20 protein-coding genes are annotated in these 24,232 nt (G+C 59.5%); 12 read left to right on the forward strand and 8 right to left on the reverse strand.

Annotated features, from left to right (window positions below):
- Nucleotides 1–15 precede the first annotated feature (15 nt).
- From BFN67_RS18300 to BFN67_RS18325, 6 genes are all read right to left on the reverse strand, one after another.
- Nucleotides 16–1,122, reverse strand: a complete 1,107-nt coding sequence (locus BFN67_RS18300) for a siderophore-interacting protein (protein ID WP_080920953.1) — start codon at nt 1,120–1,122, stop codon at nt 16–18.
- On the reverse strand, nt 1,115–3,088 hold the full coding sequence (gene fhuB / locus BFN67_RS18305; RefSeq protein WP_080920954.1) for a Fe(3+)-hydroxamate ABC transporter permease FhuB: 1,974 nt from the start codon (nt 3,086–3,088) through the stop codon (nt 1,115–1,117). The genes BFN67_RS18300 and fhuB overlap by 8 nt, the downstream gene beginning before the upstream one ends.
- Entirely contained in the window at nt 3,081–3,929 is an 849-nt protein-coding gene (locus BFN67_RS18310) for an ABC transporter substrate-binding protein (protein ID WP_245295317.1), read from the reverse strand. The genes fhuB and BFN67_RS18310 overlap by 8 nt, the downstream gene beginning before the upstream one ends.
- A 29-nt stretch (nt 3,930–3,958) precedes the next feature.
- A complete protein-coding gene (locus BFN67_RS18315; protein ID WP_192856871.1) occupies nt 3,959–4,747 on the reverse strand; it encodes an ATP-binding cassette domain-containing protein in 789 nt (262 codons plus the stop codon).
- 67 nt (nt 4,748–4,814) lie between these two features.
- Nucleotides 4,815–7,013 carry a TonB-dependent siderophore receptor gene (locus BFN67_RS18320; protein WP_080920956.1) on the reverse strand — a complete coding sequence of 733 codons (2,199 nt, stop codon included), beginning with the start codon at nt 7,011–7,013 and terminating at the stop codon, nt 4,815–4,817.
- A gap of 148 nt (nt 7,014–7,161) precedes the next feature.
- On the reverse strand, nt 7,162–8,040 hold the full coding sequence (locus BFN67_RS18325) for a helix-turn-helix domain-containing protein (protein WP_245295319.1): 879 nt from the start codon (nt 8,038–8,040) through the stop codon (nt 7,162–7,164).
- A 266-nt stretch (nt 8,041–8,306) separates the two neighbouring features.
- Between BFN67_RS18325 and gntR the strand changes: the two genes are divergently transcribed.
- The 5 genes from gntR (at nt 8,307) to BFN67_RS18350 (ending at nt 14,208) form a co-directional block, all read left to right on the forward strand.
- The gene (gene gntR / locus BFN67_RS18330) at nt 8,307–9,335 is read left to right on the forward strand and encodes an HTH-type transcriptional regulator GntR (protein WP_080920958.1); all 1,029 of its coding nucleotides are present in this window, start codon (nt 8,307–8,309) and stop codon (nt 9,333–9,335) included.
- Between the two features lie 164 nt (nt 9,336–9,499).
- On the forward strand, nt 9,500–10,624 hold the full coding sequence (locus BFN67_RS18335; RefSeq protein WP_080920959.1) for a sugar ABC transporter substrate-binding protein: 1,125 nt from the start codon (nt 9,500–9,502) through the stop codon (nt 10,622–10,624).
- A gap of 73 nt (nt 10,625–10,697) precedes the next feature.
- Nucleotides 10,698–12,248: a sugar ABC transporter ATP-binding protein gene (locus BFN67_RS18340; RefSeq protein ID WP_080920960.1), complete on the forward strand. Its 1,551-nt coding sequence runs from the start codon at nt 10,698–10,700 to the stop codon at nt 12,246–12,248.
- Nucleotides 12,245–13,225, forward strand: a complete 981-nt coding sequence (locus BFN67_RS18345) for an ABC transporter permease (protein WP_080920961.1) — start codon at nt 12,245–12,247, stop codon at nt 13,223–13,225. Before BFN67_RS18340 ends, BFN67_RS18345 begins: the two co-directional genes overlap by 4 nt.
- Nucleotides 13,222–14,208 (forward strand): ABC transporter permease, encoded by a 987-nt coding sequence (locus BFN67_RS18350; protein ID WP_080920962.1) that lies wholly within the window; start codon nt 13,222–13,224, stop codon nt 14,206–14,208. The genes BFN67_RS18345 and BFN67_RS18350 overlap by 4 nt, the downstream gene beginning before the upstream one ends.
- 88 nt (nt 14,209–14,296) lie before the next feature.
- On the opposite strand, the gene BFN67_RS18355 is transcribed toward BFN67_RS18350, so the two are convergent.
- On the reverse strand, nt 14,297–15,058 hold the full coding sequence (locus BFN67_RS18355; protein WP_080920963.1) for a helix-turn-helix transcriptional regulator: 762 nt from the start codon (nt 15,056–15,058) through the stop codon (nt 14,297–14,299).
- Nucleotides 15,059–15,264: 206 nt separating this feature from the next.
- On the opposite strand from BFN67_RS18355, the gene BFN67_RS18360 reads away from it, so the two are divergent.
- From BFN67_RS18360 to BFN67_RS18380, 5 genes are read left to right on the forward strand one after another with little or no spacing between them, the layout of a single operon-like run.
- A complete protein-coding gene (locus tag BFN67_RS18360) occupies nt 15,265–16,158 on the forward strand; it encodes a proline iminopeptidase-family hydrolase (RefSeq protein WP_080920964.1) in 894 nt (297 codons plus the stop codon).
- Between the two features lie 26 nt (nt 16,159–16,184).
- A complete protein-coding gene (locus BFN67_RS18365; protein ID WP_080920965.1) occupies nt 16,185–17,123 on the forward strand; it encodes an ABC transporter permease in 939 nt (312 codons plus the stop codon).
- A gap of 26 nt (nt 17,124–17,149) precedes the next feature.
- Complete coding sequence (locus BFN67_RS18370; RefSeq protein WP_080920966.1) at nt 17,150–17,971, forward strand: ABC transporter permease; 822 nt, start codon at nt 17,150–17,152, stop codon at nt 17,969–17,971.
- Nucleotides 17,968–19,650: a dipeptide ABC transporter ATP-binding protein gene (locus tag BFN67_RS18375; RefSeq protein ID WP_080920967.1), complete on the forward strand. Its 1,683-nt coding sequence runs from the start codon at nt 17,968–17,970 to the stop codon at nt 19,648–19,650. Before BFN67_RS18370 ends, BFN67_RS18375 begins: the two co-directional genes overlap by 4 nt.
- Nucleotides 19,651–19,693: 43 nt before the next feature.
- A complete protein-coding gene (locus BFN67_RS18380) occupies nt 19,694–21,211 on the forward strand; it encodes an ABC transporter substrate-binding protein (RefSeq protein ID WP_080921012.1) in 1,518 nt (505 codons plus the stop codon).
- A 428-nt stretch (nt 21,212–21,639) separates the two neighbouring features.
- Here the strand turns inward: BFN67_RS18380 and BFN67_RS18385 are convergent, their stop codons facing one another.
- Nucleotides 21,640–21,849, reverse strand: a complete 210-nt coding sequence (locus BFN67_RS18385) for a hypothetical protein (protein ID WP_080920968.1) — start codon at nt 21,847–21,849, stop codon at nt 21,640–21,642.
- A 544-nt stretch (nt 21,850–22,393) separates the two neighbouring features.
- Here BFN67_RS18385 and BFN67_RS18390 point away from each other — a divergent pair.
- Together BFN67_RS18390 and scpB are read left to right on the forward strand one after the other, a co-directional pair.
- A complete protein-coding gene (locus tag BFN67_RS18390; RefSeq protein ID WP_080920969.1) occupies nt 22,394–23,353 on the forward strand; it encodes a DUF1403 family protein in 960 nt (319 codons plus the stop codon).
- A 3-nt stretch (nt 23,354–23,356) separates the two neighbouring features.
- Nucleotides 23,357–24,100, forward strand: a complete 744-nt coding sequence (gene scpB, locus BFN67_RS18395; RefSeq protein ID WP_425349799.1) for an SMC-Scp complex subunit ScpB — start codon at nt 23,357–23,359, stop codon at nt 24,098–24,100.
- Nucleotides 24,101–24,232: the final 132 nt, after the last annotated feature.

Here is a 24,232-nt window from a genome sequence, read left to right on the forward strand (position 1 = left end):
CTGGCCGCGCCGAGGCTACGGTCGGCTTTCGTCCTTTCTCGCGGCATCGCCGGAAAATCCACGACGCCAGTAAGCCACCACGAGATGCTCGGCGCGGCTCAACCCACATTCTTCCCTTAGATATTTTCTTATCTGGCGGAAAGCGGCGCGTTCGCACCCAACCCAAGCAAAAATGGACTTGCCGTCCCTGGGCATATCTACGGCTCGCACGGCATCTACCAGCGGTTGCTCCGTTCCGGCGGAAAGGCTGTCCCGGCAAAGCCATTGCAGATCGACATCGGCGACGGAACGCAGAACCTGACGTTCCTGCGCATTTGCCACCTCTATCCGCACGACCGCTTTTGTGCCGCCGGGGAGTTCCTCCAGAATGCGGGCGATCGCCGGCAGTGCCGTTTCGTCGCCGGCCAGCAGATACCAGTCCGCCGTACTTATGCCGCCGCCGCCGGGTCCGGTAATGCCGACGAGATCACCGGGCAGGGCCTCGGCGGCGAAACGGGCGCCAGGCATATTCTCGCCGGCATGCATGACGAAATCGATATCGACCTCGCCCCTGGCGACGTTGATGGCGCGGATTGTATAGATGCGCACCTCGGGGCGGTCCTCGAAATTTGGCCAGCAGGGGCGTCCGTCAGGCCCTGTCGTCGGCCAGGAAGGCAACACATCACGACGCTTTGGGAACAGCAGACGCACATGCAGTCCGTCCGAGGTGAAGCGTTGCAGGTCGCTGCCGGAAAGTGTGATGCGCCGCATGCGTGGGGTCACGTCGCTGGTGCGGACGACGCGCATCTCGCGGAAATAGGGCAGGGGAGAGCCGGCCGCGCCATCGCCATGCCATACTATTTCAGGCTGCTCATCGATTGCGAAAGTCAAAAGATGCTCTGCGAGCGCGAGCTTTACATAAGCGAGCGCGGTCTCGTCCTTGCCTTGCGCCGAAATCTTGAGGCAGCCCTTGCACGCCTCCATGCCGGCGGTGCCGAAACCGGTTTCGACGCGACTGCAGGGACCATTCACCATCACCTCGCCGAATTCGCGGAAATGGGCGCACAGCCGCAGCATCAGCCGCTCTGGCGAAGCCAGTCGCACCTCGGCCGAAGCGGTGAAGACCCGTGGCATATCAGCCATGGCGCTGTACTCCTTTTCCCAGCAGATAGATCAGATACGGTCCGCCGATGAGCGATGCGAATATGCCAAGCGGGAGTTGATACGGGAAGGCGACCATACGTGAAAGCCAGTCCGACAGGACCATCAATAATGCGCCAAGCGCAATAGCGCCTGCCAGTTGCTGGCGGGCGCGGCCAAGGCCGAGAAGGCGCGCCAGATGCGGGGCGATCAGTCCGACAAAGCTCAACGGGCCGACGTAATTGGCGGTCAGTGCCGTCATCAGCGCCGCCAGCACGATCACCACGAGGCGGGAATAGCCGACGTGCAGCCCTAGTGCTCGCGCTGTCGGCGAGCCAAGGGGGAGGAGATCGAGCCAGCGCGTCGCGAGGAAGAGCGGTCCGGTCAACAGGACAAGGCCAACCACCGAGATCAATCCATCGAAGGCAACCGCGTCGTTCGTGGATCCGCTCAACCAGCGCAGCAATGTGTAGGATTGTTGGTTGCCGAGCGCGATCATCGCGGTCAGCACTGCGCTGCATAGCGCGTTCATGGCGATGCCGGCGAACAGCAGCCGCTCGGGCCCGAAACCGGCGCGTGCTCCGATCCACAGGATGACACCGAGCACGGTAAGCGCTCCTGCGGCCGAAGCCGCCAACTGAAAGCCGAGTGTCGCCCCGAACACGAGGGCCAAAGCCATGCCGGCGCCAGCGCCCGCGCCGACACCGAGAATCTCGGGGCTGGCCAGCGGATTCGCGGCGACGCGCTGGATGACGACACCGGCGGCGCCGAGCATTCCACCCGTTGCCGCCGCCACCGCGACACGCGGTGCGCGCCAGTCGAGCAAATCATTGAATGCCTCGCCTGACGCGATTTGCCAACCCTGCGGCCCGATGCCGACCAGCAGCGCGACGCCGGTGGCCAACAGCATGCTGAGCACGATCAGCATGATGACCAACCAGGGTCTTGGCGCTCGGTTAACGGCAGCAGTCGACGCACTGACGGAAGGCCATTCGAACATCTTCAGGCGCGGCAAGAGCCATAGCAGCAACGGTCCGCCCAGCAAAGCGGTTGCCGCGCCGGTGGGCACGCGCTCGCCTTCGGGGCCGGAGAATAGTTGCACCAAGCCATCGGTCAGCCATAGAAGAATGGCGCCTGTCAGCGGCGTTGCGATCAGTTTCTGGCGCAATGAACGGGCACCGGAGAGCGTGGCGAGCGCCGGAGCGGCAAGCCCGATGAATCCGATGATGCCGACTTCGGCTGTGACCGTCGTCGCGATCCAGACGGCCAGCGTAATGACCGCGAAACGGCTGGCATGGACGGCGACGCCAAGATTGCGTGCGGACTGGTCGTCCAGGCCGAGGATGGCCAGAGGGCGAAGCACGAGCCCGGCCGCGGCAAGCCCCAAAACAAGCCGCAGGCCGATCGAGATGGTTGGGCCCCATCCTTGCTGGACCAGTGACCCGCCGCCCCAGATGAAGAGGGAGAACAGGTAGTCGCCGTTGGCGAGGATAAGTGCAGCACTGAGTGAATTCGCAGTCAGCGCCACCATCATGCCGGCCAATACAACCGCGACCGGCTCCAATCCCCTTCGCCAGGTCAGTGCAAGGATCAGCGCCACGGCGGCGATACCTCCGGCAAAAGCGACCGTGCCGATCGAGAATTCCATCAGGGCAGGCGCGTAGATCGTCGCCGTCGCCATGGCGAGTTGCGCGCTCGCCGAAATGCCCAGCGTCGAAGGCTCGGCGAGCGGGTTGCGAAGAATGCGTTGAAGTAGCAGCCCGGAAAGGCCGAGCGCGGCGCCTGCCACGATGGCGACAGCGGCGCGCGGCAGAAAACTGTAAATCAGGATAACGCGGGAAAGATCGACACCATCTGTATCTGCCACTCCGGCCGGCCAAAGTTCAGCGAGGCGCAGGCCGAACAGCAAAGCGGCCCCAAGCGCCAGCAGACACCAAAATACGGCAGGCAGGAGGGATCGATCAGCCATGCGGCAGGCTTTCGATACCAGCGGTGAGAAGCCTGGCGAAGCGCCGCGCCGACGGCAACGTTCCGAAATGATTGATAGGATCGAGAAAAACGACTCGTCCCTCACGGACGGAAGGCAATGCGTTCCACAGGGCGTTCTCGTCAAGGCCCCGGCTGACTCCCGGAGGCAGGGGACCGACGATGACAATAAAAGCTTCCGGCGCCTGCACGAGCGCCTCGATGCCGACCGGCGCCGCCGCGCTGTAGTTGGTAGTTTCCTGCCATCCATTGCCGAGGCCAAGGCGTGTGAGCACATTGCCGAACATGGCGTCGGCCCCGAATGCTCGGAAATGGCGGGAATCCCCCAGACTGATGACGAAGAATGGGCGATGTGCGACTTTCGCGAGTGCGCTCCGCGCGTTGGCTAAATCATATTCTGTCTGTTCCAGATAGTCTCGTGCTTGCGTGCTCCTTCCCAGTCGTTCACCCAGAGCCAGCGTGGAATGTTGCGCCAATGGATAGGGCGACTTGCCTGCTTCGTAGACCGGCAGCGTCAGAACTTGGGCAATACGTTCGAGCGAAGGACGCTGATATTCGTAGAACCCGGAAATCAGGATCAGGTCCGGCTTGATAATGCGAAGCAATTCGAAGCTCGGCGACCCACGCAGGCCGAGATCGGCGACGGTGCTTGGCACGGTCGGTTCGACGGCGATCTTGCGAAACTGCAACAATTCGGTCGCCGCGACGGGCACCGCTCCGATCGCGAGCGCTGCTTCTAGCAATCCCCAGTCGATCGTAGCAATAGTCGGTTCGGCTGCATGCGACGTTTCCGGGAGGAAAGGCAGGGCGCTGGCGAACGCCAACAGCTTCCGTCTGCTCAGATGCCCGACTGTCATAGAATATAGCTGATCGGTGCGCCAGTAACGGGATGAGGCAATATTCCCATTGGCAGGCCATAGATCCGGTCTAGGATCGCCTCATCAAGAATTTCCGCCTGCGTGCCATACACGACCATCCGGCCGTCACGGAGCGCGATAATCTCGTCACAATAACGCGCGGCCATGTTGATGTCGTGCAGAACGATGATGACGCCGATCCCGCGTTCGCGGCTGAGGCGCCTTACGAGCGACAGGATTTCCACCTGATGGGCTACGTCGAGGGCGGATGTCGGCTCGTCGAGGAGCAGACAGCGCGTGTCCTGAGCAAGCATCATGGCGAGCCACACACGCTGGCGTTCACCACCCGAAAGGCTGTCTACCATGCGCAAGGCGAAGGAATGCAGGTCCGTTTGCCCAAGCGCCTCATCAACCTTGGAGGCGTCCTCCTCGCTGAAGCGGCCCAGCGCCCCGTGCCAGGGAAAGCGGCCGAGCGAAACAAGCTCCCGTACGGTCAGGCTGTCCGTCGGGGGCGTGAACTGGGGCATATAGGCGACGAGACGCGCAAACTCACGATCCGTGAAGTCCGGCAATTTCCTGCCGAGCAGGCTGACGGCGCCAGCCGTGGCCGGTTGCTGGCGCGCCAGCACTTTGATGAGGGTACTTTTGCCGGAACCGTTCGAGCCAACGAGGCCATAAATTCGGCCTTGCGGCAAGGCCAGCGTCAACGGTTTGACAATAACACGCTCACCGGCCCGGAATGAAACGGAGTCGAGTTCAAACAGGATGTCGTGTTCATCGAGCATTGCCGGCTTTCAAATGAATTCGGGAACAGCGCTGTCTGTTCCCGATTGGAGGTCCTATCTAGTCGGGTCACCAAGTGGTGTGCATCTTCAGCTTGAACGAACGTCCTTCGCCATAATAGCAGGCCGTGGGCGACTGGCAGGCCGCTACATAGGTCTTGTCGAATAGATTGGTGATGTTGAGGTCAACGCCCCAATTGTCTTTTTTATAACCGAGTTTCAGATCGGCTAACGTTACGGCGGGGACAGACAGCGTATTCTCGTTGTCGGCCCAGCTTTTGCCGATATAGCGCACGCCGCCGCCGATCGAGACGCCATCGTACCAAGCATCGCTCCTAAATGTATAATCCGCCGAGAGGGATGCCTGAACCTCGGGAACGATAAAGGGCGTCTTGCCGATGGTCCCCGAACTGTAGGGGGCGGCCTTGGTGATGTCGATGTCGTAGGCGGTGAGCGCGCCCGTTACCCTGAAGTCTTCGGTGACGTTGATTTTTGCCTCGGCCTCGAAGCCACGCGAACGGATTTCGCCGGTCTGGACCTGCGCAAACGGATCCATATAGGTGGGTACGTTCTGGCGTGTCAGATCAAACAGCGAGAGGGTGAACAAACCGTCGATGAAGCTCGGCCGGTATTTCAAGCCTACTTCGTATTGAGTTCCAGTCTCCGGCTCGAACAGTTGGCCCGTCACCCCATCCTTGCCGATGATCGGATTGAAGAACGTGGCAATGCTGGCATAGGGTGTCAGGCCGTTGTCGAACTCGTAGGCGAGACCCGCACGTCCGGAAAACTGCCCATAGCTGGTGCTGAGATCGGGACTGGTTCCCCAATAGGTCGGCCCGTTATCCAGCGTCAGTGAGGCATGGTCATAGCGTCCGTTGAGCGTCGTCAACCAGCCGCTACTGAAGCGGATCTGGTCCTGGATGTAGAAGCCGAGCGACTTGAGTGTGAAATTCTCGTTCGTCTGCAATTCGCGCGGAGCGAGCGCGGTTCCATAGACCGGATCGAACGGATCGATCGGGTTAGCGTTCGGATCCCACAGATTGTAACTCTGCTTGTTGTCGATGTTGTAATACTTGTATTCGATGCCGGCCAGCAATGTGTGATCCAACGGACCGGTCTCGACCTTGCCTTCGACCCGGTTATCCATCAGGAACGACTTGGCGGAGGTGTCGTGTTCCCAGTTGATACGCGACAACTGGTCCGGTGCGAGCGCCGGTGCCCAGCCGTTGCCGTAGACCGAGAGTTCCTGGTTCTTCGTGCCGATGAAGCGCGCGTTGGAACGAACGGTCCAGTCGTTATCGAAAGTATGCTCGAACTCGTAGCCGATCGATCCTTGCTGGCGCTTGTAGTAATCGATAGCCGGTTCCGAGAGGTTGGTGCCCGGCTTGATACGGCCGTAGTTCACACCGCCGACCACACGGTCGACGACGGTGCCATCATAGGGCAAGAAGTTGTCGCCGTTGTGGTTCTCATCGATATAGGTGAGATTCGTGAGGATCGTGAGCGATGTCTGTTCGTCAGGCTTCCAGGTCATGCTCGGGGAAATGATGCCACGCCAGCCGTCCTGATAGTCGGTATAACCGTTGCCACCTGCGACTTTTCCCGTCATGCGATAGGAGACGGTATTGTCGTTAAAAGTATCCCCGACATCGAAGCCAAGATAGGCCGTGCCTGCGTCGTTGACGCCGGTTTCGACATAGCGCTGCTGTTCGAACGTCGGCCGTTTGCTGACATAGTTGACTATGCCGCCAGGGTTGCTCCCTCCATAGAGTACCGAAGCCGGACCCTTGAGAACCTCGATTCGTTCAAGGCCGAAGGAGTCGACATAGAAGCCGCCGAACGAATAGCTGAAAAGCTGCAGCCCATCCATGTAGGCGCCATCCGCCGTCGCCTGGAAGCCACGGATGAACAGCCAGTTGGTATCGCTGTCCGATCCGAAAGGTTGAGCGAAAACACCAGCGGTATAGCGCAATGCCTCGTCCACCTTCTGCGCGCCTTGCGCGTCGATTTCTTCGCGGCCTACGACGGATACCGACTGCGGCACCTCGGTGATCGCGGTGGCAGTCTTGGAACCGGTCGTGGTTTTCCTGGCGACGACGCCATTGACTGTTCCGGTGCCGCTGGCGTCCTCTCCATTCTCACCGGAGTTGACGACAACCGGCGTCAACTCAACCTCGCCCTGGCTCTGTGACCAGGCTGGCGTGGCCTGCATCAACGCAGTGTTTGCCAGGCTTGCCGCCAAGAATGTCCAAAAGGCAGTTCGTTCCATCGTTGATAATCCCCCGGCGTCCTAGTCAAAGCCGTTCTTATAACTTGATCGATTACATCAAGTTTTGTGAAGAGGATTGGACGTTTTTGGCTTGTCTTGTCTGTTTTTGGGCGTTTGCGCATGAAAGCTGTATGGCCGCGCGGAAATGTCACGACAGATTCTGGCGGCGCCATTCGGCGGGGGTGACGCCGACGATATTCTTGAAGACTCGTGTAAAATGCGCCTGGTCGGAAAATCCGGCGATGTTGGAAACTTCGATCAGGGAAGCCTCGCGAGCAACGAGAATTTCCTGCACCTTGCGGATGCGAGAGTGCATCTGCCACCGATGTGGCGGCATTCCGGTTGAAGCCTTGAAGGCGTGGCTGAAATGGGTCTGCGATAGATCGATCATAGCGGCGAGTTCAGCGAGTCGTATCGTCTCGAAACAATGTGCTTCCAGGAAGGCTGTAGTCTGCACAAGTTGTCGCCGTGACAGTTCGGTGCGCCGTTTGGTGCGCTCCGGCGGCACCTCAAAGAGCAGCGCCAACAGGGCATCGATCAAGCTTTCACCGTATTTCCGATGAAAAGGCTGGGGGGTGATGCACTCCTTCGCGATCAACCCGGCGATCGAAGCCATGCGCGCATCCGTGAATTGCAGTCGCTCCTGCGTCAGCCGTGAATAATCGAAGGATCGGCCAAAGCGTTGCCGGATCGCATTCTCGGAAAAGTGCAGGTCGAGATGCCGGATCCGGTGAAGGTTGAACGCTTGTGCGGTCAATGCCATCCGAGCCGGAACGAAGCACATCGAAACGGTTTCGAAATGTGCGGCCCTTCCTCCAGCATGGCTGACTTCGAACCTGCCTTCGGTCCCTTCCATCTCCAGAAGAACGAACAACCGAGGATTCGGCGATACGTAATGTCCTTCGGCTCGTTCGTTGCAGGTTACATTCCACACATCGGCGACGACGCCGTTCCAGACTCGCCACCGCAGATCGCCGGCAACCATGAAACCGCTGGTGCGGCTCTCCATCCGCGGGTTTAAGTCCACGATCAACCTTCCCTTGAACCACGCTCGATATGCCGCCGCCGTTTTTCCATGCTGCTTTCGCCCCTCAGGCCCAGCGATCTAGGCGTAGGCCGGCGCCGCATTGCACGGGTAGTTACTTTATATGATTTATTCATTCAAGTTATTGAACCGGCCTTTGCGGACCCATTGATCGGGTGGCGGCGTGACGATTAAGATGGAAACGTTGAGTATTATGCTTTGTCGTGCCGACGGGTGCGTATCTGTAACACGGGACGCTGTGGAGACCGATGATGAAACCACGCTCCCGCCGGGGTGGCGGCCGCCCGACGATTGCCGACGTTGCGCGAAAGGCGGGCGTAAGCGCAATTACCGTTTCCCGTGCTCTACGTGAGCCTGAACGGGTTTCGAAGGAGTTGCGTCGCCAGATCCAGCATGCCGTCGGTGAACTCGGCTACATGCCCGATCCCAATGCTCGCGCACTTGCCTCGGCACGCGCCGATGTGTTCGGAGTTCTTGTGCCGTCGCTGACCAACAATGTTTTCGCCGAAGTGGTTCGCGGCATCTACGACAGCCTGTCGGACGGGCCGTTTCGCATCCAGCTTGGCGACACGCATTATTCAGGCCTGGAAGAAGAGCGATTGCTGCACCTGTTTCTCAGCCAAAGACCGGCGGCGCTGATCGTGTCCGGCATCGACCAGACCGCCGCAGCCCGCCGGCTCCTGGTCACGGCGGGATGCCCTGTCGTACAAATCATGGAGACAGGCCCGGATCCGATCGACATGCTGGTCGGCTTCTCGCATTTTGACGGTGGGCGGGTTGCCACGCAACACATGATCAATACGGGCTATCGTCGTGTCGGCTTTCTTGGTGCACGCATGGATCCGCGCTCGCAGCGCCGCCTCGCTGGTTACCGCGCGGCTGCGGAGGGGGCCGGGCTTTTTGATCCGCGCCTGGTAACGACGACGCCGGTCCCGTCCAGCGTCTCGTTGGGCCGCGAACTGTTTCGCGAGGCGCTGGCCAAAGTCCCGACTCTTGACGCCGTGTTCTGCAACAATGACGATATCGCGCTGGGGGTGCTTTTCGAGTGTCACCGAGCCTCGATCGACGTGCCGGGAAAAATTGGAATCACCGGCTTCAATGACCTGGACATGATGCATGTCGCCTATCCGTCCGTGACGAGCATCAGGACGCCCCGCTACGAGATCGGTCGTAACGCGGTTGCAATGGCGCTGGAGGAGATCGACGGGAACCGGCCGGAAACCCGCGTGATCGATCTCGGATTTGAACTCATCCCTCGGGAAAGCACGGCACGCTGAATCGCCCAAAATGTGCCGGCTTTCGCTTTACACAATTCAATGGTAGCGCTACCATAAATCTGATGAATGGCGGCTGTACGCGCATCGGCATGGGAAGAGATGCCCTGCCGATCTGTTCCAAGCGCCTGAGACGTGAGAAACTAAGAAAGATGGGAGGAGTAAGAATGAACAGGTCATTTCTTGGCGGCGTCGTGGCCGCGACGGCGTTAATGATGCTTGGCTCGACAGCGCTGGCCGATCCGGAGATCGTGTCCGGTCCGGCTGCGCAGGCCGACTGCTTCGTGCCGTGGTCGGCGGATACTCAGTTCTTCAAATACCCGAAGAAGGAAGGCCCTTACCGCATCGCTTTGGCCAACGGCTACATAGCTAATACATGGCGCATCCAGATGGTGCAGACGGCCAAGGCCTATGCCGCGCAGCCGGATGTCGCCGCCAAGCTCAAGGAGTTCAAGGTCGTCTCGACCGGCGAGGACGTGCCGGCGCAAATTTCAGCGATCAACAATTTCATCGATTCCGGCTATGACGCCATCGTCACCGACGCCCAGAATCCTACCGCTTTCGGCGCGGTCATCAAGCGGGCGAAGAAAGCCGGCGTCGTCCTCGTTGCCTTCGATAACACGCTCGACACCAAGGACGCCATCAACGTCAATGTCGATCAGAAGGGATTGGGAACGCTGTGGGGTGATTGGCTGGTGAAGTACCTGCCGGAAGGCGGCAAAGTGCTGGAAGTGCGCGGCGTCGCCGGCACGTCGGTCGATACCGACCGTCACGCCGGAGTCCAGGAAGCGCTGAAGGCTTCTGGCAAGGATTTTAAAATCACCGAAGTGATGGGCAAATGGGATGATGGCGTCGCGCAGAAAGCCGCGGCTGACGTCATCGCCACCAATGGACCGTTCGACGGCATCACCGCCCAGGGCGGCGACACCGGCGTCGTCCAGGCCATGATCGACGCCAAGCACCCCTTTGTGCCGTTCGCCGGCGAGACGGAGAACGGGTTCCGCAAATTCTGCCATGAATATGCAGAACAGGGCCTGAAATGCACCTCGGCTGGAAGCGGTCCCGCGCAGGTCGCGGTGGCAATCAAGGTGGCCATCGCCGCGCTCGAAGGTGAGACTGTGCCGCAGGAACTGAAATTGCCGCTGGCGGTTGCCTCCTATCCTGATCTGAAAGAAGGCCAGGACTACTTTCCAAGCGAGTCCAACAATTTCTTCGTCGGAAATTCCTTTCCGACCTGCGGCATCAATTTCAGCGCGCAGGAAATCATGGGGCAGTCCAAGGAAGACCAGTAGGCCTCCCCGCCTACTACGCGCCACGGAAGAATTCGTGGCGCTTCTTCCCTGAAACGCACCTCTGGAGAAGCCGATGGACGATGCGGTTCCACTTCTGCGCATGGAAGGCATTTCCAAGCGTTATGGTGGCGTGAAGGCGTTGGAGAAAGCCGATCTGTCGGTAAATGCCGGCTCCATCCACGCCATCCTGGGCGAGAATGGCGCGGGAAAATCCACCCTCATCAAGATTCTTTCGGGGGTTGTCGGACCTGACGAGGGCCGCATACTGCTGGATGGGCGCGAGGTGACGTTCGCGTCTCCCGCCGCTGCGAATCAGGCCGGCATCGTATGCGTGTTCCAGGAATTGTCCCTGGTTCCGGAACTGAGCGTTGCGGACAATATCGTCATTTCCGATCCGCCCCAACGCTTCGGCATGATCGATCACAAGGCCCAGCGCCGCATTGCCGAGGAGGCGTTGGCGCGTGCCGGCGCGGCGGACATCCATCCGCGCGCGCTGGTCAAGGACCTGCCGCTGTCGCGCCGCCAGATAGTCGAGATCGCCAAGGCGTTGGCCAGGAAGCCGCGCATCCTCATTCTCGACGAAGCGACGTCCGCGCTGACCGCCGCCGATGTTGCGAAGGTTTTCGACGTATGCAAGCGTTTGCGCTCGGAGGGGCTAGCGCTGCTCTACATCTCCCACCGCATGAACGAAATCCGCGAACTTGCGGACGAGTGCACGGTTTTCCGCAACGGCCATAACGTCGCCAGCTACCGCGCCGGCACCAGAAGCGACGACGAAGTGATCGAGATGATGATCGGCCGGCAATACAGTCATGTCTTCCCGGCCAAACCGGACTCGGGATCGGCCTCGAAATCGGCACCGGTGCTGGAGGCGCGCAGTCTGTCATGGGCGGGTCGGCTGCACGATATTTCGCTGACACTGCATCCGGGCGAAGTCGTCGGCCTTGGCGGGCTGGACGGCCAGGGACAACGCGAACTTCTGCTGGCTTTCTTCGGCGTGTTGCGCGGCCTCGGCGGACAAGTCCTGATCGACGGCAAAACGGTTTCCATCGACAGCCCCGCTGCCGCCCGTGCAGCGGGAATCGGAATGGCCCTGATCCCGGAGGACCGCAAGACCGAGGGCTTAATGCTGCCGATGACGGTGCGCGAAAATCTGTCCTTCGCATCATTGGACCGCATCACCAAGGCCGGTATCGTCGATCGCGACCAGGAACAGGAGTTGATCGACGATATGGTTCGGCTGCTGGCGATAAAGACGGCAGGGCTCGACATTCCCGTCGGTGCACTGTCGGGCGGCAATCAGCAGAAGGTGGTGATCGCCAAATGGCTGATGCGCCAGCCGCGCATCATTCTGCTCAACGATCCGACGCGCGGCATCGATGTCGGCACGAAACAGGAAATCTACCAGCTTCTGCGCAAGCTTGCCGATACCGGCGCCGCGATCCTGTTCTACTCGACCGATTATGACGAACTCATCGGTTGCTGCGACCGGGTGCTGGTGCTCTATGACGGCGCTGTCAGGCGTGAACTCGTCGGTGCCGAAATCACTGAGCATGCGCTGATTGCGAGCGCCCTCAATATCGAGGCAGAAGGGCAAAGCGCAATGCAGGAGGTCAACGCGTGAAGGAGTGGCGCTACTGGGTCGCCGAGCAGCGGGGCACGCTGCTTGCATGCGGCATCTTTCTTCTGATGTTTGCCATCTACACGTCGAACCATCCGGCGGGCTTCACGGCCAATGTGGTGGAGACGGCGGCGAACAAGGGCGTATTGCTTGCCTTTGTTGCCATGGCGCAAACGCTGGTGGTCATCACGGCCGGCATCGATTTATCCGTTGGAATGATCTTTGTGCTGACCAACTGCGTCGCGTCGGCGCTGGTCGTCGGGACGCCGATGCAAACGGCACTCGGCATCCTGGCCGTACTTGTCGTGGGCGTGTTGTGCGGAGCGCTGAATGGGGCGATCGTCATCTATGGTCGCCTGCAGCCCATCGTCGCCACCATCGCGACCGGCGCCGTGTTCTTCGGCATAGCCCTTCTGATCCGGCCTTTTCCAGGCGGTTCGGTCAATGAGGATCTTGCCGATACCCTGACGGGAAAGATTTTTGGCGTGGTGCCGGCAAGCCTCGTCCTGCTGCTGGTGATCGTTCTCCTGGTCTGGGTGCCGTTCCGGCGCTCGGTGCTTGGCCGTGGCGCCTATGCGGCCGGCTCGGCCGAGGCGGCCGCCTATATGTCGGGCGTGCCGATCCGCCGCGCCAAATTCGCCGCTTACATGCTTTCGGGGCTGCTCGCGGCATTCGGCGGCCTGTTCCTGACCTTCTTCACCTATACGGGTGAAGCCGCCTATGCCAGCGGCAACGCCTATACGTTGTTTTCCATCGCCGCCGTGGTCATCGGTGGTGTTTCCCTGTACGGCGGGCGTGGCAGCGCCATAGGCGCGATCTTCGGCGCGCTCGCTTTTCGCACCATAGGCGATCTTCTGTTCGTGTTCGATCTGGGCGCTCTTTGGCAGCCGCTTTTCCAGGGCGTGATCCTTCTGGTCGCTGTTAGTCTTGGCGCTTTCGGGCTGTTCAGGATACGCAACCGGCTGGAGTGGTTCCTATGAGCGACATGGCGTCTCATGGCCGCGCCGGATACCTGCCAGGCTTCCTGCGCCGGGCCGACCCGGCGGTCCTTACCGCCTTTGCCTGCATCGTTGTGCTGCTGTTTCTCGGCAGTCTTTATTCGCGCAACTTCCTGTCGCCGGAATATCTGCTTCAGCAATTGAAAGTCGCGTCTTTCCTCGGCGTCATCGCTACCGGCATGATGCTGGTCGTCCTCCTCGGCCAGATCGACCTGTCGGTACCATGGACGATCACGGCGGGCGCGATGATGGCATGCGCGGCGGCCGCCTACGGACCCGTCGGGACGGCCTTGGCCATGCCGTTCGGCATTCTGTGTGGTGTCTTGATAGGGCTCGTCAACGGGATAGGGGTGGCCTATCTGCGCATCCCTTCCATGATTATCACCCTTGCCACCAATGCTGTCGTCCAGGGGCTGATGGTGGTTTACACCGGCGGTTCGTCGCCGCAGGACACGGCGACCCCCGCCATGCGCTACGTTGCTACCGGCTCCATCCTTCCCGGTGTGCCAAATGCGGTCATCGTCTGGGCGCTGGTGGGTATCGCGATGGTGTTCCTTCTCACGCGCACCGGCTTCGGACGCACGATCTACGGTATCGGCAATCGCGAGCGTGCGGCTTACCTTTCGGGCATCAATACGCGCCGCGTAGTGCTGATCGCTTTCGCCATGTGCGGCGGTCTGGCAGCCTTCGGCGGCGTTCTCCTGGCCGGATATGCCTCGAAGGCGGCGCAATCCATGGGCGACGCCTACCTCCTGCCGTCGATCGCGGCGGTCGTGCTCGGCGGAACGTCGATCCTTGGCGGGCGAGGCTCCTATCTCGGCACCGTGGCCGGTGTCATCCTCATCACGCTGCTGCAGTCCATCCTGTCGGTCATGCAGATGCCGGAAGCGGGGCGGCAGATCATCTATGGTATTGTCATCGTCGCCATGCTGCTGCTTTACGGGCGCACGCCGGCAAGCCGCTAATGAGATACGGAGAGGTTTGACGTTTGGCGATGTCAGGTCAACGCACGATCAGTGTTGCCCTGATACCGGAGAAGGCAACTTTCCGTCGTCAAACTTCACCGAGCAAGCCATGGCGCACTGCCAGTGCAGCAGCTTGGGTGCGGTTGCGTGCCCCCAACTTTTTCGTCGCCGTGGTAAGATGCAGCACGACGGTGGGAATCGAACGGTCAATGAAGCGTGAAATCTCCTTGGCCGAGTAGCCCTCGACGCAATAACGCAGGCACTGCCTTTCGCGCGCCGTCAGACTGACAGGCGCAAGGCTGGGCAAGTTGCGGATATAGGCCTGATATGCACTCTCGTGGAAAACCTGAGCGAGCAGGCCGAAATCGGCGATATTGGACAGCGCGTCGCGCGCGGGGGCGCTCCGTGCCAGCGTGCCGGTAACAGTGGCATAGCCGCCTTGCGGCATATGGATAGGAACCGTCACGCCGGCCGGCATATCGTGATCGAGAAGATAGCGCGCCACCGGCTCGGTTTCGGAAGTCACGAACCGGCGGATGTGGGAGTTGGCTCCCGGCTCGTAGTTCCAGAAGAATGGCACCGACGTACGCGCGGCAAGCAGTTGCACCGGATCGATGAGGAAATAGCCGCGGTCGCACCAGTATTCATGCATGGCGCCGGTGATGTTGCGCAATTTCATGAAAGACGGGATGGCGATCTCGCCACTGGGCTTCATCGGCACCGGCGTATAGTCGTAAATCAAGGCATCGAAGCCGAGCTTCTGCATGGCCTCGAAGGCATGGTCGACGCGCCCCTCGAGCGTCCGACATCGGGTGAATTGATGTCTGATCCCCTCAATTCGGTCGAGCATGCTACTGCGCGTCTCCTTCTCCCGTGGAAACATTCGCGAACCTATCATTTCTTATAGCTGGTCAAAGCATGCTTGGCGAATAAACTAGAGCATCGGACCGAAAAGTGGGTACCGGTTTTCGGAGTATTCCGATGCTCCATCAAAGTATTAGAGTTGCCCACCAATATCGGGTTCGCGGTCGCTTTCACGAACGCTCGGAGAATGCAATGTGGCGTGAGATCAGCCCCGACGAAACAGTCGATATCCGGGTGGATGGCTATCGGATAAGAGCATACAGCTTCGGCAAGGGCGATAATACGCTACTATGCCTGAATGGCGGCCCGGGACTTCCGTGCGACTATCTGCGTGAGGCGCATTCCTGTCTGACCGATCACGGCTACCGGATCGTTGCCTTCGACCAGTTAGGCACCGGCTGTTCGGACAGACCGGAAGATGCTTCGCTTTGGACGATCGGTCGTTATGTCGCTGAAACCGAAACGGTGCGCCGTGAACTCGGTCTCGGCAAGGTGCACATGCTGGGGCATTCATGGGGCGGGTGGCTTGCCATCGACTATGCGCTGACGCATCCTGAAAACCTCGTCTCGCTCATTCTGACCGACACAGTTGCAGACATCCCCCACCTGGTTTCCGAGCTTGAGCGGCTACGCGGCGCACTCGGCTCCGAAACCGTGGCCATGATGCAGAGACACGAGGCTGCAGGCTCGCTCGATCATCCCGAATACATGGCGGCCATTACTCTGCTCAACTATCGGCATGTCTGTCGGCTGCCGGAATGGCCGGCACCGGTGCAGCGCTCACTGGATGACTGGAACATGGGGCCATATGTGGCCATGCAGGGGCCGAACGAGTTTCTCTATACCGGCAATCTCAGGGACTGGAACCGCATACCAGACCTGCCGAAGATCAAGGCGCCCGCGCTCATCATCAATGGTGAGCATGATGAGTTGACACCTGCCTGCGCTTTACGCATGAAAACGGCCATGCCGGCAGCCGAGGTAAGCATCATTCGAAACTCCAGTCACATGCCGTTTTATGAGAACCCAGACGACTATTACCGCGTGCTGCTCGGTTTTCTCTCCCGCCATGGGGCAGGCATATGACGCACCGAATGGCGGGACACTGAGGGATGCATCGGTACAAGTTCGTTCTCTATCGTCCGATCCAGTTTCTGCCGGTCCTGTTCGGCATCAGCATCGTCACCTTCGTGCTGGTTAGGCTCATCCCCGGCGACCCTGCTCGTGTGCTGCTCGGCACGCGCGCTACACCCACGGCCATTGCCAATATTCGCAGCCAATACGGTCTCGATGAACCGATGTGGCTGCAATATTTCTACTTCGTGAAGAACCTTTTCCATGGGGAGATGGGCAAGTCGATTCTCTATAAGATCGACGTGCTGAAGCTTATCCTGACCCGTATCGAGCCGACCCTGGTGCTGGTGCTGACGAGCGTGACGCTTTCAGTCCTGATCGCGGTGTTTATGGCGGCGCTTGCTGCACGTAATCATGGCCGATTTGCGGATCATGCCGTGCGCGTCGTCTCAACGGCAGGCATCGGCTTCCCGCCATTCTGGCTGGGGCTGATGCTGATCATCCTGTTCAGCGTCAATCTCGATCTGCTGCCGGTTTCAGGCTACGGTCGCACACTGGGGGACAAGGTTGCCCATCTCATCCTGCCCAGTCTCACTATTGCGCTGTCGCTCTCTACCGTGTTGACGCGCAGTCTACGGGCGGCAATGGTGGAAGGGCTGCGCTCCGACATAGCCACCGCCGCCCGAGCGCGAGGCATGCCTGAGCGGGTTGTATTCTGGCGTCATGTCTTTCCGAATTCGATGGTTCCCACCATCAACCTTCTTGCCATCAATATAGGCTGGCTGATCGGCGGCACGGTTGTCATAGAAAGCGTGTTTGCCATTCCCGGCATCGGGCAATTGCTGGTGCGAGCGATCTTTTCACGCGACTACATGGTAGTGCAGGGGGTAGCCATGGTGCTGGCCTGTGCCACAGTGCTTATCAATCTCATCGCCGACATCGTCACTGTCGCCGCCGATCCTCGGGTGAAGTTGTGAGTGCGTTAACCCTCAAGACGAGATGGATGAGCTTGCATCGTCAGTTCGGACGACAACCTGTGTTGATGATCGGCGCCACGATCCTCCTTGTCTTTGTACTGGCGGCATTGTTGGCACCCTATATCTCGCCTTACGATCCGGTCACCCAGAATACCGATCTGCGCCTACAAGGCCCTTCCTGGGCTCATCTCTTTGGCACGGACAATTTTGGACGCGATGTTTTTTCGCGCGTGATCTGGGGGCTACGTGTCGATCTGCAGATCGCGATCCTCGGCGTTGTCTTCCCCTTCATCATCGGCACGCTGGTCGGCACCGTGGCGGGATTTTTCGGCGGGCTGGTGGATGCGATCCTCATGCGCCTCATTGATGTCATCCTGGCCTTTCCCTTCCTGGTGCTGGTGTTGTCGATCATCGCCATCCTCGGTCCGGGGCTGACGAGTTTCTATATTGCCATGGCGCTTGTGGGTTGGGTTTCCTATGCGCGGCTGATCCGCGCGCAGGTGCTGGTGCTGAAGAACAGCGACTATGCAGTCGCCGCCGTCAGCCTCGGCTTCAGCCGCGCTCGTATCATGTTCCGGCACCTTCTGCCGAACGCCGTCGCCGGCTCTGTGGTGTTTTCGATGTCGGACGCTGTGATAGTCCTGCTCAACGGCGCCGCCATCAGTTATCTAGGCCTCGGTGTTCAGCCGCCGATCGCCGAATGGGGCATTATGGTCGCAGAAGGCCAGCCATTCATCACCACAGCCTGGTGGATCACATTATTTCCCGGTCTTTCTATTGTTGTCCTCGCTTTCGGCTTCAGTCTATTCGGCGATGCGCTCGGCGACGTGCTGGGGGTGAAAGAATGAGCGCTCCTGTGCTTGCCGTCACTGATCTCACAGTAACGCTGAACCGGCCAGGCGGCGCACCGCGTTTGCTGCTTGACAGAGTTTCGCTCGACCTGGGCAAGGGCGAGGTGCTCGGACTGGTCGGTGAGAGCGGGTCGGGCAAGAGCCTGTTCTGCCGCACGCTGGTCCGGCTGCTGCCTTCGAGGAACATGCAGATTGAGAACGGCCGCATCATGCTGGGTGAGCAGGATCTCGCCCAAGCGAGCGAGACCGGGATGCTGAGCGTTCGCGGCGGCCGGATCGGAATGATCTTCCAAAATCCGACCAGCCATCTGGATCCTGTGATGAGCATCGGCAATCAACTAAGCGAGGGACTGCGGTACCATCAGAAACTCGACGCTCCTGCCGCGCGCCGGCAGGCAATCGCGATCCTTCGTCAGGTCGGCTTCCCTGACCCGGAACGGCAGTTCGATGCCTATCCGCACGAATTTTCTGGCGGCATGCGACAGAGAGCGATGATTGGCGTCGCACTGTCATGCAATCCGGAAATCCTCATCGCCGACGAACCAACGACAGCCCTCGACGTCACCATTCAGGCGCAGATTCTGCAACTGTTGATGGATATCCGACGCGAACGCGGCCTGTCGATTATCCTCATTACTCATGATCTCGGCATTGTCGCTCAAACGTGCGACCGTATTGCCGTCATGCGTGAGGGCAGGCTCATCGAGCAGGGGCGCAAGCGCGAGCTGTTACGCTCACCGGATCATTTTTATACGAAGACGCTCATTGGCAGTCATCCATCGATGCCGTCCCCAGCGATGGAGAAGAAGGCATTGACATCTCCGCCCGATTTCCGTGCGACGCGGGATAAACCGTTACTCAAGGTGGAGGATGTCGACGTCTGTTTCGCCGGAGCCGGAAGCCTGTTGGGCAAGCAGTCCGGTTCGGTCCGTGCCGTAGCGGGCGCGTCGCTCGAAATCATGGCCGGCGAGATAGTCGGCATTGTCGGAGAGTCCGGCAGCGGCAAGAGTACACTGGCGCGGGCGATCCTGGGATTGACGCCCATCACGTCAGGGAATGTCACCTTCGACGGGACCAGTTTGCGCGGCGATCCCGGAGCGTTTCTTGCCAAACTGCGGCGCGAAACGGCGATGGTCTTCCAGGATCCGTACAATGCGCTGAACCCGCGTATGACGGTTGGCGAGATGCTGGCCGAGGTGCTGAAGGTGCAGGGCCGGATTCCACAAGTGGATATTCCGGCGCGCGTTGGCGAGTTGCTCGATCTGGTCGAACTTGGCCGCGAGTTCGCCGAACGCCGCCCGCGCAGCATGAGCGGCGGCCAATGTCAGCGAGCCGGCATTGCCCGAGCGCTCGCGGTAAATCCAAGGCTGATTATCGCTGACGAAAGTACGGCGGCTCTCGACGTGACCATCCAGGCACAGATTCTTGATCTCTTCCGTACATTGAAGGAGAAGATGCAGTTAACTCTGCTGTTTATCGCGCATGACCTCGCCATAGTGCGTAATCTCTGTGATCGGGTTGTCGTCATGAACAGAGGGCAAATTGTCGAACAGGGCACGTCCCTACAGGTGTTTGAGGACCCAACCGATTCCTACACGCAGGCTTTGATACGGGCCATTCCCGATATCGATCCGGATAAATCGCTATTGCCGCTGGCGGATCGGGAGATGGCATAGTGACCGCTATTCAAAACACTCAATCCAGAAGGGGAACACGATGATGAAAAACAAATGGGTGAAGATCGGCCTCGTGGCCATAATGGCCGGCCTTTCGCTGGGAGCGGGTATGGCCGAAGCGGCTGGCATATTGACAATCGGCCGCCGCGGGGTCTCGACGACGTTTGATCCGATCAAGACGGCCCAGAATGTTGATTTTTGGGTATTTTCCAACGTTTATGACGTCCTTGTGCGCGTCGACAAATCGGGCAAAGTGCTGGAGCCGGGATTGGCGGAAAGCTGGACCGTGTCCGAAGACGGGCTGACCTACACATTCAAGCTTCGTGAGGCCAAGTTTTCCGATGGGTCGCCGATTACGGCCGAAGATGCAGCCTTCAGCCTTCAGCGCATCCGCGACGACGAAGGCTCGGTATGGAGCGAAACCTACAAGGTGATCGACACAGCCAGCCAGGGCGATGACCCGCGCACGCTGGTGGTGAAATTGAAAACCCTATCGGCGCCGTTCCTCGCCTCATTGGCAATGCCCGGCGCTTCTATCCTTTCCAAGAAGGGAGTCGAATCGATGGGCGCGGATGCCTATGCTGAAAATCCAATCGCTTCTGGCGCCTTCATGCTGAAGGAATGGCGTCGCGGCGACCGCGTTATCCTGGAGAAGAACCCCAATTTCTGGGAAGCCGGCCGCGTTAAGCTCGATGGCGTCGAATGGATATCAATTCCCGATGACAATACGAGGATGCTGAACGTCCAGGCGGGACAACTCGACGCGGCAATCTCCGTGCCGTTCTCACGCGTGGCCGAACTGAAGAAGGACCCGGAACTGGTCGTCACGCAGAATACTTCGACCCGTGAAGATCACCTGCTTATCAACCATGAGCATGGCGCCTTGGCCAAGAAGGAAGTGCGAGAGGCGCTGGATATGGCTATCGATAAGCAGGCGATCGTTGACACCGTCACTTTCGGGCTTGGCGAAGTCGCTGACTCCTATATTCCCAAAGGTGCGCTCTACCATGATGCGAATGCCCTGCATCGCGCATACGATCCAGAAAAGGCCAAGCAAATGTTGGCCGATGCCGGCGCGTCCGGCTTAACGTTGAACTATGTTGTGAACGCCGGCAACGAAGTGGACGAACAAATCGCCGTGCTGCTCCAGCAGCAATTGGCGAAGGCCGGTGTAACCGCGAACCTGCAGAAGGTCGATCCAAGCCAGAGCTGGGACATGCTGATTGCGGGTGATTATGATCTTTCCGTTATGTACTGGACTTACGATGTCATCGATCCAGACCAGAAGACGACGTTCGTGTTGGGGCACGATTCCAACATGAATTATATGACACGCTACAAGAACGATCACGTGAAAGATCTTGTCGCGAAAGCCCGTACCGAAATGGACCCGGCCAAGCGTGAGGCCATGTATATGGAGATCCAGAAGACCGCCAAGGATGACGTACATTGGATTGATCTCTACTACAGCCCCTTCATCAGCGTTACCCGTAAGAACGTCGAAAACTTCTACCAGAATCCACTCGGCCGATTCTTCTTGGAAGACACGATCAAGAATTGATATTTCGCCTTCAGTGCGGCGGTTTCGCCGCACTGAAGGCAGCAAATCGGGTTTAGAATTATTCCGGAGCTTTAAATCGGGTCTCGCATGGCCGAGCGTGGCCGCGCACCGAGCCGCCAGACTGCCGGTCTGGCTGCATCGCTACAATTTGCATCGCCCGCACGGCAGACCAAAACCCAAAAAACGCCCATCAGCGCAACAGAGGCCATACCTTTTCGGATTGTACGGCTGGCGGGTCCAGCTATCCAGCGGACCGGAACTGATCGAAATGATGATCACCTGCGCGGTGAATGAACAATAATCTGAAAATAGCGAGCCGCAACCTCCATGTCTCCGCCGAGGTCGTGTTTGGGGCTGACGTTCGTCGAGGCAGGTGTTCAGACGTCGGCAAGCACAGAAATGGCGGTGGTTGAAGAGCCGGTCGTTCCCTATTCGAACTTTTCGCTCGGGAACATTGCATGGAGGAATTCGCGGATTTCTCCCCGTGTTTTTGGGGGTTCTCCAGCGCTCTTCAGTAGGGTGTCTTCGATAAGAGCTCTCGCTTCTTCTGGCTTTAATGCCTCATTTTCCTGAAGCTTGACGATCAAGCCTCTCAACAAATTCGCCAGTGCAAGAAGCGCAGAACGTTCCGAAACCATAGTGCCCTCCGGTTAGACCCGTTCCCATCAAAGCAGGGCAGGGCGCAGGAGTCCATCGCATAACCGTATTCGGTGGGTCCGGGCAATCCCGAAATGAAAGAAGACTATCGCGGTTCTGGCGGAGGGTGTCGAGAGCCAGGAGCAGGCCGATTTTCTGCACGCGGAAGGTTGCGCCGAGGCCCAGGGGTTCTTCTTCGGCCATCCGCAACCATTACCAAAAATCGCGGGTCAGGTCGGAGAGCGAAAAATGGTATTCGGGTGCCGAAGACAGTTGCGCCAGAGGCGGCGTAGCAGACCCATTTCTCCAAACCAGACCAATCAATATTGAGTGCGGTTTTGATTGACTGCATCGAAACAAGCGCACAGATGCGCTAGACTTCGTTTCATGATTCGACCCGACCCACTCCCGGAGCCAACCGCTGCCGACATAGCGTCGCCCACCGACCGAGTTGAGACCTCGCAGGCCATTGCGGTTACTGTGTCCAGGCGGAGCAAGGCAACGGCAGCGCGGCGAGCATCTCGTCTTGCTGCCGTTTTTCCGGCAATGGCCCCTCAGGACGAATCGATTCCCGTTCCCCAATGGGCATTGCGGCAGGATTTGGTGAAAGACAAGGCGCACGCCGCTTTCATGGCAGGTGCAGCGCTTAACTCTCTCGACCGGATCGTGCGGTCCCAATCGGTCTGGGCGGGGGCGTGGCGTCAGCGGCTGGCGATCAAATGTGGTGTCGCTGCCTGTCGATTGGCAGGGCGCAGCGAGGATGAATTGGCGCTGCGCGATGTCTGGGCACTGAGGCCGAATGCGCTTAAGGGAGGGGAGACCGGCGCCATCGGTACGCTTGGTCCAGGCGGCAGCCTTTACGCTGCCTGGCGTTGTCTCGCTGCAGGGGAGGCGGCGGCCGATGCGGTAGCCCTGGAGCATATTGCAGATTTGCTTGGCCTTGCACATAATGGACAGTTGAATGCGCTTCCCGGTCAATTGGACGACATTGCGAGCGCCGGGCTGGGCGCACCGTTTGCCGCTGCCGCCGCGGCGGCACGAACCGTAGCGCTTGCTCCCGACGCCGAGCCTTTGGCATGGTGGCTGGCCGATTTCGTCTTGGCACAAACCATGAGTTGGCCGCGACCCATTCCATTGTTCATGGGGCAGGCGTTTTCTACGGCCTTCCGCACTGACGCAGGGCGACGCACCCGGTTGAAGCCCGGCGATTCCGGATTCGAATTGGCGCTTTGCCTCGCCCTGACGGACGGAGCCACGCAGGCCTGTCGGCTGGCTGCAGAGATTGGACGCCGTGCCACGCGCCTCAAGGAGGTGACGCCGCAATTGCGGGCCAAGGGAGCTTGCGATGCCATTCGCCAGTTGCTCGACGACGATGCCGTGCCGGGGACATTGGCGACAAGCAGGCTTTCACGTTTTGCTTCACGTCGCCTGTTTCAGCGGCTGGAGGACCTTGGTGCGGTGCAGGAGCTTTCCGGCCGCACGACGTTCAAGCTGTTTGGACTTTAGGCGATGGCTGAACAGATGCGGCCATTGGAAGAAGACGGCTGTGAGCGGCAAGAGCGTACCACACAGCGCACATTGCTGGATACCGAACTTGACCACCTGCCGCCAGACCTACGTTGGCGCGAATGGATGAACCGGGTGGAGGCGGTTATTTTCGCCGCTGGCGAGCCGGTGCCGCGCGAGGTATTGGCCGGTGTGATCGGCAAAGGCTGCAACCTCGACCTGATCATTGACGATATCCGTGCCGAGTTATCGGGACGCCCATATGACCTGGTGGCCGTTGCGGGCGGTTTCCAGCACCGGACCCGCAAGGCCTATACCGAGGCGATCCGTGCTGCTGGCGGGAGCGGTGCCGTACAAGCGAAGCCGTTGACCCAGACGGAAGCCCTGGTTCTCATGTGCATTGCTTACTTTCAGCCGATTACACGGGGGGAGTTGTCCGCTTTTTTCGGCAAGGAGATTTCTCGCGACCTGATCGCCAGCTTGCGCGGGCAGGGCTTCATTGCATCCGGCCCCCGCAGTCCTGGTCCCGGAGCGCCCTACACCTACGTGACCACCAAGTCCTTCCTTTCCCACTTCAACCTCGACACATTGCGCGATTTGCCGGATTTCGAAGCACTCGAAGACGCTGGCCTGCTGTCGAAGGAGAAATTGCTGGCGGGCGAGATTCCTGTCGGTTTGACGGATGGCGAAATGGAGCGCAAGTTCGACGAACTAGGTGCTGGAATCGAAGAAGAACAGGCTGGATAGGAAGGTACGCCGCCGGCTTGGCCACGGTCGACAAGCATATCTGTTTCCCAACCCACATTCCAGCAGGCCTTTTCCGACTCCCCGGAGGTTTGTCCATGGATCATAGGGGAGGGACCGAGTTGCGAACATTCC

The organism is Manganibacter manganicus, assembly GCF_002075885.1.
In the GTDB taxonomy this organism is placed as follows: domain Bacteria; phylum Pseudomonadota; class Alphaproteobacteria; order Rhizobiales; family Rhizobiaceae; genus Mesorhizobium; species Mesorhizobium manganicum.

Coding starts and splice junctions, on each gene's coding strand:
- BFN67_RS18315 (WP_192856871.1), bottom strand. CDS start 4,747: ATGCTCGATGAACACGACATCCTGTTTGAACTCGACTCCGTTTCATTC.
- BFN67_RS18335 (WP_080920959.1), top strand. CDS start 9,500: ATGAACAGGTCATTTCTTGGCGGCGTCGTGGCCGCGACGGCGTTAATG.
- BFN67_RS18340 (WP_080920960.1), top strand. CDS start 10,698: ATGGACGATGCGGTTCCACTTCTGCGCATGGAAGGCATTTCCAAGCGT.
- gntR (WP_080920958.1), top strand. CDS start 8,307: ATGATGAAACCACGCTCCCGCCGGGGTGGCGGCCGCCCGACGATTGCC.
- BFN67_RS18365 (WP_080920965.1), top strand. CDS start 16,185: ATGCATCGGTACAAGTTCGTTCTCTATCGTCCGATCCAGTTTCTGCCG.
- BFN67_RS18350 (WP_080920962.1), top strand. CDS start 13,222: ATGAGCGACATGGCGTCTCATGGCCGCGCCGGATACCTGCCAGGCTTC.
- BFN67_RS18375 (WP_080920967.1), top strand. CDS start 17,968: ATGAGCGCTCCTGTGCTTGCCGTCACTGATCTCACAGTAACGCTGAAC.
- BFN67_RS18380 (WP_080921012.1), top strand. CDS start 19,694: ATGAAAAACAAATGGGTGAAGATCGGCCTCGTGGCCATAATGGCCGGC.
- fhuB (WP_080920954.1), bottom strand. CDS start 3,088: ATGGCTGATCGATCCCTCCTGCCTGCCGTATTTTGGTGTCTGCTGGCG.
- BFN67_RS18385 (WP_080920968.1), bottom strand. CDS start 21,849: ATGGTTTCGGAACGTTCTGCGCTTCTTGCACTGGCGAATTTGTTGAGA.
- BFN67_RS18390 (WP_080920969.1), top strand. CDS start 22,394: ATGGCCCCTCAGGACGAATCGATTCCCGTTCCCCAATGGGCATTGCGG.
- scpB (WP_425349799.1), top strand. CDS start 23,357: ATGGCTGAACAGATGCGGCCATTGGAAGAAGACGGCTGTGAGCGGCAA.
- BFN67_RS18300 (WP_080920953.1), bottom strand. CDS start 1,122: ATGGCTGATATGCCACGGGTCTTCACCGCTTCGGCCGAGGTGCGACTG.
- BFN67_RS18320 (WP_080920956.1), bottom strand. CDS start 7,013: ATGGAACGAACTGCCTTTTGGACATTCTTGGCGGCAAGCCTGGCAAAC.
- BFN67_RS18370 (WP_080920966.1), top strand. CDS start 17,150: ATGAGCTTGCATCGTCAGTTCGGACGACAACCTGTGTTGATGATCGGC.
- BFN67_RS18360 (WP_080920964.1), top strand. CDS start 15,265: ATGTGGCGTGAGATCAGCCCCGACGAAACAGTCGATATCCGGGTGGAT.
- BFN67_RS18355 (WP_080920963.1), bottom strand. CDS start 15,058: ATGCTCGACCGAATTGAGGGGATCAGACATCAATTCACCCGATGTCGG.